The organism is Bradyrhizobium ivorense (genome assembly GCF_900696085.1).
Lineage (GTDB): Bacteria > Pseudomonadota > Alphaproteobacteria > Rhizobiales > Xanthobacteraceae > Bradyrhizobium > Bradyrhizobium ivorense.
This window is the reverse complement of record NZ_CAADFC020000030.1, coordinates 16775-31746: the sequence shown is the minus strand read 5'-3', so window position 1 is coordinate 31746 and position 14972 is coordinate 16775. Positions and strand designations below refer to the sequence as shown.

Annotated in this window: 13 protein-coding genes and 1 riboswitch; of the genes, 10 read left to right on the top strand and 3 right to left on the bottom strand. The window is 66.3% G+C overall.

What is annotated here, in order from left to right; genetic code table 11:
* Nucleotides 1-207: 207 nt before the first annotated feature.
* A riboswitch (guanidine-I (ykkC/yxkD leader) is annotated at nt 208-320 on the top strand.
* A gap of 77 nt (nt 321-397) precedes the next feature.
* Genes CI41S_RS36215 through uca form a run of 6 tightly spaced genes read left to right on the top strand, consistent with a single transcriptional unit; the run spans nt 398 to nt 8149 of the window.
* Nucleotides 398-1471: a putative urea ABC transporter substrate-binding protein gene (locus tag CI41S_RS36215; RefSeq protein ID WP_139863798.1), complete on the top strand. Its 1074-nt coding sequence runs from the start codon at nt 398-400 to the stop codon at nt 1469-1471.
* 27 nt (nt 1472-1498) lie between these two features.
* Nucleotides 1499-2317, top strand: coding sequence for an ABC transporter permease (locus CI41S_RS36210; RefSeq protein ID WP_139863796.1), 819 nt, complete (start codon nt 1499-1501; stop codon nt 2315-2317).
* Nucleotides 2314-3147 carry an ABC transporter ATP-binding protein gene (locus CI41S_RS36205; protein WP_139863794.1) on the top strand — a complete coding sequence of 278 codons (834 nt, stop codon included), beginning with the start codon at nt 2314-2316 and terminating at the stop codon, nt 3145-3147. Before CI41S_RS36210 ends, CI41S_RS36205 begins: the two co-directional genes overlap by 4 nt.
* A complete protein-coding gene (locus tag CI41S_RS36200) occupies nt 3144-3989 on the top strand; it encodes an urea amidolyase associated protein UAAP1 (RefSeq protein WP_139863792.1) in 846 nt (281 codons plus the stop codon). Before CI41S_RS36205 ends, CI41S_RS36200 begins: the two co-directional genes overlap by 4 nt.
* A complete protein-coding gene (locus CI41S_RS36195; RefSeq protein WP_139863789.1) occupies nt 3986-4603 on the top strand; it encodes an urea amidolyase associated protein UAAP2 in 618 nt (205 codons plus the stop codon). The genes CI41S_RS36200 and CI41S_RS36195 overlap by 4 nt, the downstream gene beginning before the upstream one ends.
* Before the next feature lie 3 nt (nt 4604-4606).
* Complete coding sequence (gene uca, locus CI41S_RS36190; protein WP_139863787.1) at nt 4607-8149, top strand: urea carboxylase; 3543 nt, start codon at nt 4607-4609, stop codon at nt 8147-8149.
* Between the two features lie 367 nt (nt 8150-8516).
* On the opposite strand, the gene CI41S_RS36185 is transcribed toward uca, so the two are convergent.
* The 3 genes from CI41S_RS36185 to aptA all read right to left on the bottom strand — a co-directional run bounded on the left by CI41S_RS36185 (nt 8517) and on the right by aptA (nt 11904).
* Nucleotides 8517-8885, bottom strand: coding sequence for a hypothetical protein (locus tag CI41S_RS36185; RefSeq protein ID WP_139863785.1), 369 nt, complete (start codon nt 8883-8885; stop codon nt 8517-8519).
* A 99-nt stretch (nt 8886-8984) separates the two neighbouring features.
* On the bottom strand, nt 8985-10250 hold the full coding sequence (locus CI41S_RS36180) for a D-amino acid dehydrogenase (RefSeq protein WP_139863783.1): 1266 nt from the start codon (nt 10248-10250) through the stop codon (nt 8985-8987).
* A gap of 325 nt (nt 10251-10575) precedes the next feature.
* Nucleotides 10576-11904 carry an omega-aminotransferase AptA gene (aptA, locus tag CI41S_RS36175; RefSeq protein ID WP_244626796.1) on the bottom strand — a complete coding sequence of 443 codons (1329 nt, stop codon included), beginning with the start codon at nt 11902-11904 and terminating at the stop codon, nt 10576-10578.
* A gap of 149 nt (nt 11905-12053) precedes the next feature.
* Between aptA and CI41S_RS36170 the strand changes: the two genes are divergently transcribed.
* The 4 genes from CI41S_RS36170 to CI41S_RS36160 all read left to right on the top strand — a co-directional run bounded on the left by CI41S_RS36170 (nt 12054) and on the right by CI41S_RS36160 (nt 14907).
* Complete coding sequence (locus CI41S_RS36170; protein ID WP_139485846.1) at nt 12054-12602, top strand: cupin domain-containing protein; 549 nt, start codon at nt 12054-12056, stop codon at nt 12600-12602.
* Nucleotides 12603-12669: 67 nt separating this feature from the next.
* Nucleotides 12670-14205 carry a lysozyme inhibitor LprI family protein gene (locus tag CI41S_RS36165; RefSeq protein ID WP_139863781.1) on the top strand — a complete coding sequence of 512 codons (1536 nt, stop codon included), beginning with the start codon at nt 12670-12672 and terminating at the stop codon, nt 14203-14205.
* Nucleotides 14206-14258: 53 nt separating this feature from the next.
* Complete coding sequence (locus CI41S_RS43880) at nt 14259-14420, top strand: hypothetical protein (protein WP_172627085.1); 162 nt, start codon at nt 14259-14261, stop codon at nt 14418-14420.
* An 82-nt stretch (nt 14421-14502) separates the two neighbouring features.
* Complete coding sequence (locus CI41S_RS36160; RefSeq protein ID WP_172627084.1) at nt 14503-14907, top strand: DUF4864 domain-containing protein; 405 nt, start codon at nt 14503-14505, stop codon at nt 14905-14907.
* The last annotated feature ends 65 nt before the right edge of the window (nt 14908-14972 follow it).

Below are 14972 nucleotides of genomic sequence, written 5' to 3'. Positions count from 1 at the left end.
CGCGCAGGAAAATGCGCATCAAGGCCACTCCACAACAGGTGAACGTTGCAATGCTGCGCGCGCGGCCGGCGAATTGACAGAGCCAATTCTGGGCAGCGACTGCGCAGTCTTTGGGCAGAACGTCCCGCGCACGCTCGGCCGGCGCGCGTAAAATGGCTTGAGATTCAACCGATCGCGTCGTGGCACGGCTCGTGCATCACGGGGCAGTGAGTTGGCCGCTAGGGTTCCGGTCTTGCAAGCAGCAAGGCGCTGGTCCGAGAGCAGCCGCTTGCGGGGGAGACATCCCCGCAGGTGCACGGCGGGACAAAAGCCCGGGAGACCTCGTTAGCCAAGGGATTGGCGGAGCGATGGTCTTTCGCCACTCCCTTTTTGTGAAATTTCGCAAGAGGGATCGGCAATGAACAAACTCATCATCTTCCTCCGCTCTGTCATCATCGCCTGCGCCGTCGTGCTCGCGGCCGCGCCGGCGGCCGACGCCGCGCCGAAGAAAAGCTTCAAGGTCGCGTGGTCGATCTATGTCGGATGGATGCCGTGGGGCTATGCCGCGGACACCGGCATCGTGAAGAAGTGGGCGGACAAATACGGCATCGAGATCGAGGTCAAGCAGTTCAACGACTACGTCGAATCGATCAATCAGTATACCGCCGGCGGCTTCGACGCCGTGACCATCACCAATATGGACGCGCTGTCGATCCCCGCGGCCGGCGGCGTCGACACCACCGCGATCGTGATGGGCGATTTCTCCAACGGCAACGATGCCGTGATCCTCAAGAACAAGTCCGATCTTGCCGCGATCAAGGGCCAGAGCGTCAACCTGGTCGAATTCTCGGTGTCGCATTATCTGCTGGCGCGCGCGCTGGAGAGCAGCAAGCTGAGCGAGAAGGACGTCAAGGTCGTCAACACGTCGGATGCCGACATGGCCGCCGCCTACAAGACCGCCGATGTCAGCGCGGTGGTGACCTGGAATCCGATCGTGACCGAAATCCTCGGCTCGCCCGATGCCAAGAAAGTGTTCGATTCCTCGCAGATCCCCGGCGAGATCATGGACCTGATGGTCGTGAACACGCAGGTCGCGAAGGACAATCCGGCCTTCGCCAAGGCGCTGGCCGGCATCTGGTACGAGACGATCTCGAAGATGACGGCGAACGACGAGGCCGCGAAGGCCGCCAAGGAGGCGATGGCCAAGGCCTCCGGCACCGACCTCGCCGGCTTCGACAGCCAGCTCGCGTCGACGAAGCTGTTCGACAAGGCGGCGGATGCGGAGGCCTTCACGCGCAGCAAGACGGTCGGCGCCACCATGGACCGCGTCCGCAAGTTCCTGTTCGAGAAGGACCTCTTGGGCAAGGGCGCGAAGTCGGCGGATGCCGTCGGCATCGAACTCGCCGACAAGTCGGTGCTCGGCGACAAGGCGAACGTCAAGCTGCGCTTCGATCCGACGTACATGGACGACGCCGCCAAGGGCAAGCTCTGACTCGCGGACCAGCGGAAGGAGCTTGCCATGCGACTTGTGAACATACGGCCGGGCCGGCAGACGCGATTCTATCTCCTCGCGCTGCCGTTCGTATTGGTCGCATTCGCCTACTTCGCCGGCTCCACCGCGCGGCTCGCCGAGAATCCCAACGACAAGCTGCTGCCGGCGCTGCCCAGCATGGTGCAGGCCGTCAAGCAGATGGCGTTCGAGATCGACCCGCGCTCCGGCAGTCATCTGATGCTGTCGGACACGGTCGCAAGCCTCGGGCGCCTGGGCTCGGCGCTGGCGATCTCGACCGCGGCGGCGCTGGTGCTCGGCATCGTGATCGGGCTGCTGCCGGGCGCCAATGCCCTGCTCGGCCCGTTCGTCTCCGTCACCTCGATGGTGCCGCCGCTGGCGCTGCTGCCGATCCTGTTCATCGTGATGGGGCTCGGGGAAAACTCCAAGATCGCGCTGATCGTGATCGGGACGCTGCCCTGCATGATCCGCGACCTCGCCATGAAGGTGCAGGAGCTGCCGCGCGAGCAGATTGTCAAGGCGCAGACGCTCGGCGCCTCGACCTGGCAGATCGCGCTGCGGGTCGCGGTGCCGCAAACGCTGCCCAGGCTGATCGACGTGCTGCGGCTGCAGCTCGGACCGGCCTGGCTGTTCCTGATCGCCGCCGAAGCGATCGCATCCGACTCCGGGCTCGGCTACCGGATCTTCCTGGTGCGCCGCTATCTCGCGATGGACATCATCATTCCCTACGTCGCCTGGATCACGCTCCTGGCGTTCCTGATCGATGCCGGCCTGCGCGTGCTGCAGCGCCGAGCGTTTCCGTGGTTTGCGTCGGTGAGGGCCGAATGAGCGCGATCCGCTTCGACGACGTCTGGAAGGAATATGGCGATCACATCGTGCTCGAACGCATCACGATGGAAGTCGAGCCGCGCGCGTTCATTGCGCTGGTCGGTCCCTCCGGCTGCGGCAAGACCACGCTGCTCAGGATGCTGCTCGGCGAGGAGCAGCCGACCCGCGGCCAGATTCTGGTCGACGGCAAGCCGTTGCCGGGCGAGCCGGATGCCGACCGCGGCGTGGTGTTCCAGCGCTACTCGGTGTTTCCGCATCTGACCGTCTTGCAGAACGTCATGCTCGGCCGCGAACTGCGCGACTCGAAACTGATCGGCCGCCTGTTCGGCGCGGCGCGGCGCGCGGCCAGAGACGAGGCGATGGCGCTGCTGGCCGAGGTCGGGCTTGCCGGTCAAGAAAGCAAATATCCGTCGGCGCTCTCCGGCGGCATGCAGCAGCGGCTCGCCCTGGCGCAGGCGATCATGCGCGGCCCGAAGATCCTGCTGCTCGACGAGCCTTTCGGCGCCCTCGATCCGGGCATCCGCGCCGACATCCATCTCTTGATGAAGCGGCTCTGGAACGAGACCCATCTGACGGTCGTGATGGTGACGCACGACCTCAGCGAAGCCTTCGGCCTCGCCACCCGCGTGATCGCGCTGGAGCGGCACCGCAACCGGCCGGAAGAACGCGAACGCTATGGCGCGACCGTGTCGCGCGACCTCGAGATCTTTCCGCGCCGTTTTGCAGACGCGCGGCAGGACACCAATCCAGCTCCGGCCGGGACGACCCGGTCAAGCAAGGAGCATCAGCCGGGACGACCCGGCGCCCTTGTCTTGAAGGAGCAGTCATGATCCTCACCGAGGAACAGAAGGCCGAGGTCGCGGCGCATACGCGGCGATACAACGAATTGAAGGCGGCGGGGCAGGAGCACGCACCGCGCGCCCTGCCGGCGCCGACCCCGCGCGACGCCGCGCCGATCGACACCAAGGCGGTCATTCACCGCGAAACGATTCCGGCCGGGTGGTATTGGACGACGCGGCTCGACCGCGGCGACGCGTTGCGGCTCGTCAACGTGTCAGGGGCATCTACCGTCAGCCTGCTCGCCTGGAATGCCGCCGATCCTTCCGAGCGGCTAAATCACGCCGACACCATCAAGGTGCAATGGGCGGCGCGGCTGCAGAAGGGCCGCGTGCTGCTGTCGGACATGGGACGCGCCCTGCTCGGCATCACCGAGGACACCAGCGCCGCGCATGATGCGGTGGTCGGCGGCTCGACCGCCGCGACCAACGCGGCGAAGTACGGCGACGGCGCGTTCCGCAACACCCGCGACAATTTCATCCTCGCAGCAAGCAAGCTCGGGCTCGACCGCCGCGACGTGCATCCCTGCGTCAGCTTCTTCGCGCCGGTTGCGATCGATGCCGACGGCAAGTTCGTCTGGTCCGAACAGCGCCGGCAGAAGGGCGACTTCGTCGACCTGCGCGCCGAGATGGATCTTTTGGTCGCGCTGTCCAACTGCCCGCATCCGCTGGATCCCGCAAATGCCCATCCGCGGGCGGACGTCGAGATCGTGCGCTATCGGGCGGCCCCACCGGCTGTCGACGATCTGTGCCGCACCGCGACCGCGGAAGCGGTTCGCGCCTTCGAGAACAACGCGATGTATCTCGGCCAGCCCCTGGAAGGAGCCGCGCGATGAGCAAGCGCATCATCCTCGACGCCGAAATTCCCGCCCGCCAACCGTGGTCGGCGATCATTCGCAAGGGACAGACGCTGCGGATCACGGATACCCACGGCCAGCAGGCCGTCGACACCCTGTTCTACTGCGCCAACGATTTTGGCGAGCGCTACAGCGGCCAGGATACGCTGCGTGCGCAAGGCTCGGCCTATGTCGGACTCGGCACCAAGATCATGTCGAACGAAGGCCGCGTGATGCTGCGCGTGACTGCCGACAGCTGCGGCCTGCACGACACTTCGGCAGGCGCCTGCTCCTGCGAGAGCAACACCGTGCGGTTCGGGCACCAGACCCGCTACCAGCACGCCTGCCGCGAGAACTTTGTGCTGGAAGCCGCGAAATACGGCCTGTCGAAGCGCGACATCGTGCCGAACCTCAACTTCTTCATGAACGTGCCGATCGATCCCGCCGGCAACTTCACCGTGGTCGACGGCGTCTCCAAGCCGGGCGACGCAATCGAGCTGGTCGCCGAGATGGACGTGCTCTGCCTGATCTCCAACTGCCCGCAGATCAACAACCCTTGCAACGGCTTTTTCCCGACGCCGGTGCAGGTCACGATCTCTGAGGCGGAGGATTGATGCATGTTCAGCAAGGTCCTGATTGCCAACCGCGGCGAGATCGCCGGGCGGATCGGCAGAACATTGCGTCGCATGGGCATCGGTTCGGTCGCAGTGTATTCCGATGCAGACCGCTTCACCTCCCCTGTGCTGGAGGCCGATGAGACCGTCCGCATCGGCCCGGCGCCGGCCGCTGAGAGCTACCTCAACGTCGATGCGATCATGGCGGCCTGTCTTGCGACGGGTGCGCAGGCCGTGCATCCCGGCTACGGCTTTCTCTCGGAGAACCGCCGTTTTGCCGAGCGGCTCGCCGAGCACGGCATCGCATTCATCGGGCCGCGGCCGGAGCATCTCGACGCCTTCGGGCTCAAGCACAAGGCCCGCGCCATTGCCGAAGCCAGCGGCGTGCCGCTGCTGCCGGGCTCCGGCTTGCTCGAGACCATCGATGAGGCTCTACGGCAGGCGGAAGCGATCGGCTATCCCGTGATGCTGAAGAGCACCGCCGGCGGCGGCGGCATCGGCATGCAGCTCTGCCATGACGCGGCGACGCTGCGCGAGCGCTTCGAATCGGTGCAGCGCACCGCGCGCGCCAGTTTTGGCGACGCCCGGGTCTATCTCGAGCGCTTCGTCGCCACGGCGCGCCATATCGAGGTGCAGATCTTCGGCAACGGCAAGGGCGACGTGGTGGCGCTCGGCGAGCGCGACTGCTCGCTGCAACGGCGCAACCAGAAGGTCTTCGAGGAAACCCCCGCGCCCGGACTTTCCGCCGGGATCAAGCAGCGACTGCATGCGGCCGCGGTGGCGCTCGGCAAGGCCGTGTCCTACGAATCGGCGGGCACCGTCGAATTCATCTACGACGTCGCGCGCGAAGACTTCTACTTCCTCGAGGTCAACACCCGCTTGCAGGTCGAGCACCCCGTGACCGAGCAGGTTTTTGGCGTCGACCTCGTCGAATGGATGATCCGGCAGGCAGCGGGCGAGGATGTGCTCGGCCAGGCGGGAAAGCTCTCACCCAAGGGCGCCGCGATCGAGGTGCGGCTGTATGCAGAAAATCCCGGCGCAGGCTTTCGCCCGAGCGCCGGGCGGCTGACCTCGGTGATGTTTTCACCGGAAGCACGGATCGACGGCTGGATCGAGACCGGCACCGAGGTGTCGCCGTTCTATGATCCGATGCTGGCCAAGATCATCGTTGCCGGCGACACCCGCGACGATGCAATCGCGCGGCTGTCCAAGGCGCTCGACGACACGATCGTGGCTGGTATCGAGACCAACCTCGCCTATCTGCGCGCGATTGCGGCGTCGGAGGTGTTTCGTAGCGGCAAGGTCGCGACCTCTGTGCTCGGCGAATTCAGCTATCGCCCGCGCACGATCGACGTCGTCGCGCCGGGTGCGCAGAGCGGCATTCAGGAATTGCCCGGCCGCCTGCATCTCTGGCATGTCGGCGTGCCGCCGAGCGGGCCGATGGACGAGCGCTCGTTCCGTCTCGCCAACCGCGCAGTCGGAAATCCGGAAACGACGACCGCGCTGGAGCTGACCGTCAACGGCCCGACGCTGCGCTTCAACACCGATGCGACGGTGGCGCTGTCGGGCGCGCGCATGAAGGCGTCGCTCGACGGCGCCGAGGTCGCGTTCGACGAGCCGGTCACGGTGCGTGCGGGACAGACGCTCGCGATCGGCAGCATTCACGGCCCCGGGCAGCGAACGTATGTCGCCATTCGCGGCGGCTTCGACGTTCCGGAGGTGCTGGGGTCGCGGGCCGTCTTCACGCTGGGCGCATTCGGCGGCCACGCCACCGGCGCGCTGAAGGCGGGCGACGTGCTGCATCTCGGCGCCGAACGGCCCGGCCTCGCCGCGCCGCAGCGGATCGAAGACAGCGAGCGGCCGCAGCTTTCGCGCGCATGGGAGATCGGCGTCGTCTACGGGCCGCATGGGGCGCCGGACTTCTTTCTCGACGAGGACATCGAAACGTTGTTCTCGGCGAGCTACGAGGTGCATTTCAACAGCGCGCGCACCGGCGTGCGGCTGATCGGCCCAAAGCCGCGCTGGGCGCGCGCCGACGGCGGCGAGGCCGGGCTGCATCCGTCGAACATTCACGACAACGCCTATGCGGTCGGCTCGATCGATTTCACCGGCGACATGCCGATCATCCTCGGTCCCGACGGCCCGAGCCTCGGCGGCTTCGTGTGCCCGGCCGTGGTCGCGCGCGACGAGCTCTGGAAGATCGGGCAGCTCAAGCCCGGCGACACCGTGCGGTTCGTCGCCGCGCGGCGTGACGATCCCGTTGCCGGCCCGACGGTGCTGCGCGCGTCCGATCTCGGCTCGGCCATCGTCGGACGCAGCGACGACGGCCCGATCCCGGTGGTCTACCGTCGCGCCGGCGACGACAATCTGCTGGTCGAGTATGGTCCGATGGAGCTCGACATCGCGCTGCGGCTGCGCGTGCATGTGCTGGCGCAGGCGCTGGAGGCGGCAAAGCTGCCCGGGCTGATCGATCTGACGCCCGGCATCCGCTCGCTGCAAATCCACTATGACGGCACGTCGCTGTCGCGGCGGAAACTGCTCGACGCGCTGCGCAGCGTCGAGCAGGAGTTGCCGCCGGTCGATGCGATGCGGGTGCCGAGCCGCATCGTCCATCTGCCGCTGTCCTGGAAGGACCCGCAGGCCGAGCTTGCGATGCGCAAGTATCAGGAGCTTGTGCGGCCCGATGCGCCATGGTGTCCCTCGAACATCGAGTTCATCCGCCGCATCAACGGGCTCGCCAGCGAAGACGACGTCCGCCGCATCGTGTTCGACGCCAGCTATCTCGTGCTCGGCCTCGGCGACGTCTATCTCGGCGCGCCGGTGGCGACGCCGGTCGATCCGCGCCACCGCCTGGTGACCACCAAATACAACCCGGCGCGAACCTGGACGCCGGAGAACGCCGTCGGCATCGGCGGCGCCTATATGTGCATCTACGGCATGGAAGGACCGGGCGGCTACCAGCTATTCGGGCGCACCATTCAGGTGTGGAACACCTGGCGCACGACACCGGCGTTCAAGCCGGGCCATCCGTGGCTGCTGCGCTTCTTCGATCAGATCCGCTTCTTCCCGGTCGACGCCGACGAGCTGCTCGACGCGCGCGCTGCATTCCCGCACGGGCAATATGACGTCAGGATCGAGGACGGCGAGTTCAGCTACGCCGACTATGCAAAATCCTTGGCCGGAGCGCGGCCGTCGGTCGCGGCGTTCAAGGCGACGCAGCAGGCCGCATTCGATGCCGAGCGCCAGCGCTGGCGCGAGATGAAGCTCGACGAGGCGCCGGCCGAATCGATCGATACGGCGGCGAGCGCGACCGGCATTCCCGACGGCCATCTCGGCGCCTTCTCGGAGGTGCCGGGCAACATCTGGAAGATCCTGGTCGAGGAAGGCTCAACCGTCGCGCCGGGCGACGTGCTGGCGATCATCGAGTCCATGAAGATGGAGATCAGCGTGCAGGCGCCCGCCGCCGGCCGCATTACGTCGCTGCCGGTCAAGCCCGGCCAGACCCTGCGCGCCGGCGACGTCGTGGCGCTGATCGAGCCGGCATAGGGGGCGTCGCCAAAAATGCCGAAAAACAACCCCATGCAAAGTAGCCGCAGCCGACCTTCGACCAGGCCTTGACACGTCGGGCAACTCACCTGTACTCTTCCAATATTCCGAAATTGCGGAAACCTTCCCCGCCCAAGGCTATCGCATGGGGGGATCGCAGTATTGCCGGCACCGGCCGTCGGCTCCCTCTCCCGCTTGCGGGGGGAAGGTTGGGGTGGGGGTCTCTCCACGAGTCGTATCGCGGAAATAGCCCCCACCCGGATCACATCTGCGATGCGAGCCGGCCTCCCCCGCAAGCGGGAGAGGCAAAGCGAGTCTGTGGCCTGACCGCCTCAACCCAATTTGATCTCACTTTGGACGATTGCGGTCAGCGCGGATTGGTCCGCGTTCCATTGCTGTTGCCCGGCAGGTTCGACGTTCCCGAACCCGTGGCGGGATTGTTGTTGGGAGTTGTCGAATAGTTCGGCGTCGTGGTCGCCGGATCGTTCATGTTGCCGGTGCTGCTGCCGGGTGGATTGCTCATCCCGGAGCCGGTTCCTCCGCCCATGCCCGTCGTGCCGCCGGTGCCCGAACCGGCGCCTGAGCTACCCGTTCCGGCGCCCGAACTCGCACCGCCTGCCGATCCGCCGCCGGCCCCGCCTGCACCACCACCGCCGGCTCCGCCGCCCTGTGCGAAGGCGAGCGGGGTTGAGAGCATCATTGCCGCAGCGAGACCGAGCGTTGCCAGTTTCTTCATGTGATGTCCTTTCCTGGTTCGAGTCCGGGCAACGGGTTGCGCCAGGTCTCGTTCCCAAGGATGTGAAAGGCGGACATCATCTCGCCGTGACGGCGACAGCTAACCGAAGCGGTGATCGTAGCGGGTGATCGACAGTTCCTTGGTGTCGATCTCGGGCGTCTTGCCGGAGAGCATGTCGGCCAGCACGCGGCCCGAGCCGCAGGCCATGGTCCAGCCGAGCGTGCCGTGGCCGGTGTTGAGATGCAAATTGGCGTAGCGCGTCTTGCCGATCACCGGCGGACCGTCGGGGGTCATCGGACGCAGGCCGCACCAGAAGGTGGCCTTGGCAAGATCGCCGCCACGCGGAAACATCTCGGTCAGCGAATGATCCAGCGTGGCGCGCCGCGCCGGGTAGAGCTGTTTCGAATAGCCGGAGATCTCCGCGGTGCCGCCGACGCGGATGCGGTCGCCGAGCCGCGTGATCGCGACCTTATAGCTCTCGTCCATCACGGTCGATTCCGGCGCACCGGCCGCGTCCTTGATCGGCACCGTGATCGAATAGCCCTTGACCGGATAGACCGGCAGCGAGATGCCGAGCGGCCGCACCAGCTGCGGCGAATAGCTGCCGAGCGCGAGGACATAGGCGTCCGCGGTCATCACGCCGGCGCTGGTCGCAACGCCGGTGATGCGCGTCGCATCCGCGTTCAGTCCGTCGATGCCGACATTGAAGTTGAAGCGCACGCCGAGCTTCTCGGCCTCGCGCGCCAGCGCCTGGGTGAACATGTGGCAGTCGCCGGTCTCGTCATGCGGCAGGCGCAAGCCGCCGGCGACCTTGTCCTTCACCAGCGCCAGCGCCGGCTCGGCGGCGATGCAGCCGTCGCGGTCGAGCACCTCGTAGGGCACGCCGTATTGCTTCAATACGGCGATGTCCTCGGCGGTGCCGTCGAGCTGGGCCTGATAACGGAACAGCTGCAGCGTGCCGCGCGCGCGCTCGTCGTATTTGATGCCGATCTCGGCGCGCAGTGCCTGCAGGCAGTCGCGGCTGTATTCCGCGATCGGGATCATCCGGCTCTTGTTGACGGCATAGCGCGCCGAGGTGCAGTTGCGCAGCATCTTGAGCAGCCACCACCACATCACCGGATCGAGCTTGGGGCGGATCACCAGCGGGCCGTGCTTCATCAACAGCCACTTCACCGCCTTCACCGGCACGCCGGGGCCGGCCCAGGGCGAGGAGTAGCCAGGCGACACTTCACCGGCATTAGCGAAGGAGGTTTCCAGCGCGGGCTGCGGCTGGCGGTCGATCACCGTGACGTCATGGCCGGCGCGCGCGAGATAATAGGCCGAGGTGACGCCGATCACGCCACTGCCGAGAATTAGGACCTGCACTTTTCCTCACATCCTGCAGCAAAAAACGCTATCGCCGCTGCGAAACCATTCTGCTCCGCAGCGGCGACAGCTATTTGTATCGAGCTGAAGCTCGATGTTGGATTGACTCGATGCTGCCGCAGGATCCGTGCACCTCTCCCGCTTGCGGGGGAGGTCGGATCGCATCGTCAGATGCGATCCGGGTGGGGGCTCTCTCCACGACACGACTCGTGGAGAGAGCCCCCACCCTAACCCTCCCCCGCAAGCGGGAGAGGGGACGCAGTTTTCCTTGCCGCCACACCTCGACCTAGCTTCATCAGCTTCGGCACTTCAGCCCTAGCAATTCTCAGGCCACGCGCTTGATGGCGTCGCCGAGGATCGAGACCATGTCGTCGATGTGCTTCTTCTCGACGATCAGCGGCGGCGACACCGCGAGCGAGTCGCCGCTCATGCGCAAATAGAGCCCGTTGTTGAAGCAGTCGACCATCAGGTCGTAGCCGCGCGCGCCGACCGCGCCGTCGCGCGGCTTAACCTCGATCGCGCCCATCAGGCCGAGATTGCGGATGTCGATGACGTTCGGCAGGCCCTTCAGCGAGTGCAGGCCGTCGCGGAAGTACTCCGCGAACTGCGCGCCGCGGGTCAGAAGGCCTTCGTCCTTGTAGATGTCGAGCGTGGCAAGGCCGGCCGCGCAGGCCACCGGATGCGCCGAATAGGTGTAGCCGTGGAACAGCTCCATGGCGTTGTCGGGGCCGACCATCAGCCCGTCATAGATCTCGCGTTTCGCGAACACCGCGCCGCAGGGCACGCTGCCGTTGGTGATGCCCTTGGCGGTGGTCATCATGTCCGGCGTCACGCCGAAGAAATTGGCGGCGAACGGCGTGCCGAGGCGGCCGAAGCCGGTGATGACCTCGTCCATGATCAGGAGGATGCCGTGCTTGGTGCAGAGCTCGCGTAGCCGCTGCAGATAGCCCTTCGGCGGCGGCAGCACCGCGGTGGAGCCCGGCACCGGCTCGACGATCACGGCGGCGATGGTGTCGGCGCCGTGCAGCGCCACCATGCGCTCGACGTCGTCGGCGAGCTCGGCGCCATGATCCGGCTGGTCCTTGGCGAAGGCGTTGCGGGCGAGATCGTGGGTGTGGCGGATGTGATCGACGCCGGGCAGATGGGTGGCGAACTGGCGGCGGTTGGCGACCATGCCGCCGACCGACAAGCCGCCGAAGCCGACGCCGTGATAGCCGCGCTCGCGGCCGATCAGGCGGGTGCGGGTCGCCTGGCCGTTGGCGCGGTGATAGGCCAGCGCGATCTTCAACGCGGTGTCGACCGATTCAGAGCCCGAATTGGTGAAGAAGATGCGGTCCATCCCCTTCGGCGCGATCTCGGCGAGGCGCTCGGCGAAATCGAACGCCAGCGGATGGCCCATGTTGAAGGACGGCGCGAAATCCAGCGTCGAGAGCTGGCGCTCGACCGCGGCCGCGATCTGCGGGCGGCCGTGACCGGCATTGACGCACCACAGGCCGGCGGAGCCGTCGATCACCTGCCGGCCGTCGACCGCGGTGTAGTACATGCCCTTGGCGGAGGAGAACAGCCGCGGCGCTTTCTTGAACTGCCGGTTGGCCGTGAAGGGCATCCAGAACGAGTCGGTCTTGATGGTGTTCGGAATCTGATGAACGGTCACGGCGGGCGCTCCATTATGAGTTTCCTATAGTCGGACCACGCTTCCCATCACTCAACAAGTCCTTTTCTGTCGCAGCGCAAGCCATTGATCTGATTGAGGCGGTCTGCCAAGATTTGTTCGATCCGCAACACCTGCAACAGGGATTTGTCATGAGCGTCGATATCGGCGGACGGCTGCGATTCATTCGTGCGCGCGCCAAGCTGTCGCAGCGCGAGCTCGCCAAGCGCTCCGGGGTGACCAATTCGACGATCTCGCTGATCGAATCCAACCAGATGAACCCGTCGGTCGGGGCGCTGAAGCGCATCCTCGACGGCATCCCGATGGGGCTCGCGGAATTTTTCGCGATCGAGCCGGAGCGGCCGCGCAAAGCGTTCTATCGCGCCGAGGAACTCACCGAGATCGGCAAGAAGCCGATCTCCTACATGCAGGTCGGCGACAATCTGTTCGGCCGCGCCCTGCAGATCCTGAAAGAACGCTACGAGCCGGGCAGCGACACCGGGCGGGTGCCGCTGCAGCACGAGGGCGAGGAAGGCGGCATCGTGGTCTCCGGCCGGCTCGAGGTCACCGTCGACGACGAGCGGCGGGTGCTCAACGCCGGCGACGCCTATTATTTCGAGAGCCGCCGCCCGCACCGCTTCCGCTGCATCGGCGCCAAGGCCTGCGAGGTGATCTCGGCCTGCACGCCGCCGTCGTTTTGAACCGGGCGGACGCGGCGTGCGACCCAAGCCGCAAGGGGCTGCATGGCGCGGCCCGCGGATCATCTCCATGCCCGGTTCGTTACGGTTTGCCGCCCTCGCCGCGGCCATCACGGTCCTGGTCCCCCGCCCGTCGCTGGCGCTGGACGACTATCTGCGCGCGTCGAGCAGCGCACCGACCGCGATCAAGCTGTGCGGCGATACCGACAGCGACCGGATCAAGACGGCCGACTGCAAGAAGGCCGGCTACGACATGCAGATCGGACAGATCGACAAGGCGTTCGATGCGGCGCTGGCGAAGACGCCGCCCAACATCAAGCCGCTGCTGAAGCGCGACCAGGCCTGGTTCAACGAGATGATCCAGGAGGCCGCCGACACGATGACCCAGGCCGACCAGGACGAGCTCAGGCAGAATTTTGCCGAGACGCTGCGCCGGCGCATCGCGTCGCTTGACGGCATCGCCGATGGTTTTGGCCGGCCGGGCCTTGCCGGCCAATGGATCAACGCCTTCGGCAAGATCAGCGTCACGCCGGCCGACGACGGTGCCTATCGCGTCGCGGTCGAGCTGCAATCGGACTACGGCAGCAACCGGCACCGCGGCTGCAAGTTCGGCGCGCTGCTGAAGCCCGTGGCGACAGGCTGGCTCGCGGGCCCCGTGCTTGCCGGCAAGGAGGCGGAGAAGCCTGCAAGCGCCGATGCCGGCAGCAAGCCCGCGAAGCCGCCGGCGCTGAAGATGCGCCGCCAGGGCGACACGCTGCGCATCGTCGGGAGCGATGGCGACGACGACTGGGCCGGCCTGAGCGATTGCGATTCGATGGCGCAGATCACCGGCAGCTATTTTGGCGCCGGCAAGGAGGCGACGTCCGACAAGGCGACCACTGCCTTCGTCACCCCGACGTTCGATTGCACCAGGCCGGAGACCGCGACCGACGAGGAGATCTGCGCCGACCCCGACCTCGCCGACAACGACATCAGGCTGAACCGCGCCTGGAAGGCCTTGCAGCCGCGGCTCGACGAAGCGACGCGGCGCGCGCTGACCGACGACCAGCGCCACTGGGTGAAGAGCCAGACCGAGCAATATCCGGAATTCCTGCATCCAGCCTGGGAAAAGACCACCTCGCAGATTCACGCCACCACCGACGCGCGCGACCATCTCGACGCCCTGCAGCGCGAGCGGCTGGCGCTGCTCGAAGGCTTTGACGACAAGCGCAGCGGCATCACCGGGGTCTGGCTCGCCTACAACGCCATCATCAAGGTCACGACAGACAGCGACGGCACCGTGACTGCCACCGGCTGGAAGTGGGACCAGGGCGACTGGAAGGCCGGCTGCGACTATGAGATGACCGGAAAGATCGTGCGCGGCAGCTTCCGCTCCGACGAGGCGCGCAAGAACCCCGACACGCTGGAGCGCGACGGGAGCATGCTGATCGTCAACCGGCAGGACGATGTGTTCGCCAGGAAGCGCTACAGCAACAAGGACGGCAGCGAAAACAAGGACGCCGACGAGCAGAAGTGCCGGCGCCGGCTCGACGTCTCCTCGACCGCCCGGCTGTTTCCCGCCCGGCCCTCGCCCGACATCGACCGCTTCAAGGGCTCGATCCGCTGACCGGCGCGGGCCGCCTTCGAACCGGCAGGCGGCTCGGGCGACTAATCAGGGCCATGCACGATGCGCCCGCCAAGCCCAAACGGCAGCTCATCACGTCGATTTTCGTATCGGCGGCAATCCTGTACGGCTGCATCTTCTTCGTGAACTGGCTGTCGCCCAAAGCCTGCTCGACCGAGTTCTGGCCGCCGTCGATCCATTGCCGATGGGATTTTTAGGCCGCCCCGGTTGGCCCTGGCGGCTTCGGAAACCAGCCTATGATATGCTGCCTATCTGCAGGTATCCGAGCTGGAGTCCCGCATGCGCGCGCTCGCCCTCATCACCGTGCTTGTCTTCGCCCTGATCACGCCGGCGGCGGCCGCCGATGTGACCGCGGCGCAAGAGGTGATCCGAGCGCAGGAGCAGGCATTCGGCCGCGACGATGCCGCGGCCGCGTATTCCTACGCCGCGCCCGCGATCCGACAGATCTTTCCGCAGGCCGACATCTTCATGTCGATGGTGCAGCAGAGCTACGCGCCGGTCTATCGGCACCGCAGTTTCGAGTTCGGCGAGGCGAAGAGCGAGGGCGACTGGATCGCGCAGCGCGTCGACATCGTCGATGCCAATGGCGAGGCGTGGCAAGCGCTCTACACGCTGGAGCGGCAGGCCGACGGCAGCCTGAAGATCACAGGCTGCACGCTGCGCAAGGCCGGCCAGGCGGTGTGACTGCCCCGGGTTCGGTCCACCTCTCCCCGACGGGGAGAGGTCGATTTGCGCAGCAAATCGGGTGA

Bases quoted from the DNA above. Each gene is read 5' to 3' on its own strand.
- CI41S_RS36215 (WP_139863798.1), top strand. From the start codon at position 398: ATGAACAAACTCATCATCTTCCTCCGCTCTGTCATCATCGCCTGCGCC.
- CI41S_RS36210 (WP_139863796.1), top strand. From the start codon at position 1,499: ATGCGACTTGTGAACATACGGCCGGGCCGGCAGACGCGATTCTATCTC.
- CI41S_RS36205 (WP_139863794.1), top strand. From the start codon at position 2,314: ATGAGCGCGATCCGCTTCGACGACGTCTGGAAGGAATATGGCGATCAC.
- CI41S_RS36200 (WP_139863792.1), top strand. From the start codon at position 3,144: ATGATCCTCACCGAGGAACAGAAGGCCGAGGTCGCGGCGCATACGCGG.
- CI41S_RS36195 (WP_139863789.1), top strand. From the start codon at position 3,986: ATGAGCAAGCGCATCATCCTCGACGCCGAAATTCCCGCCCGCCAACCG.
- uca (WP_139863787.1), top strand. From the start codon at position 4,607: ATGTTCAGCAAGGTCCTGATTGCCAACCGCGGCGAGATCGCCGGGCGG.
- CI41S_RS36185 (WP_139863785.1), bottom strand. From the start codon at position 8,885: ATGAAGAAACTGGCAACGCTCGGTCTCGCTGCGGCAATGATGCTCTCA.
- CI41S_RS36170 (WP_139485846.1), top strand. From the start codon at position 12,054: ATGAGCGTCGATATCGGCGGACGGCTGCGATTCATTCGTGCGCGCGCC.
- CI41S_RS36165 (WP_139863781.1), top strand. From the start codon at position 12,670: ATGCCCGGTTCGTTACGGTTTGCCGCCCTCGCCGCGGCCATCACGGTC.
- CI41S_RS43880 (WP_172627085.1), top strand. From the start codon at position 14,259: ATGCACGATGCGCCCGCCAAGCCCAAACGGCAGCTCATCACGTCGATT.
- CI41S_RS36160 (WP_172627084.1), top strand. From the start codon at position 14,503: ATGCGCGCGCTCGCCCTCATCACCGTGCTTGTCTTCGCCCTGATCACG.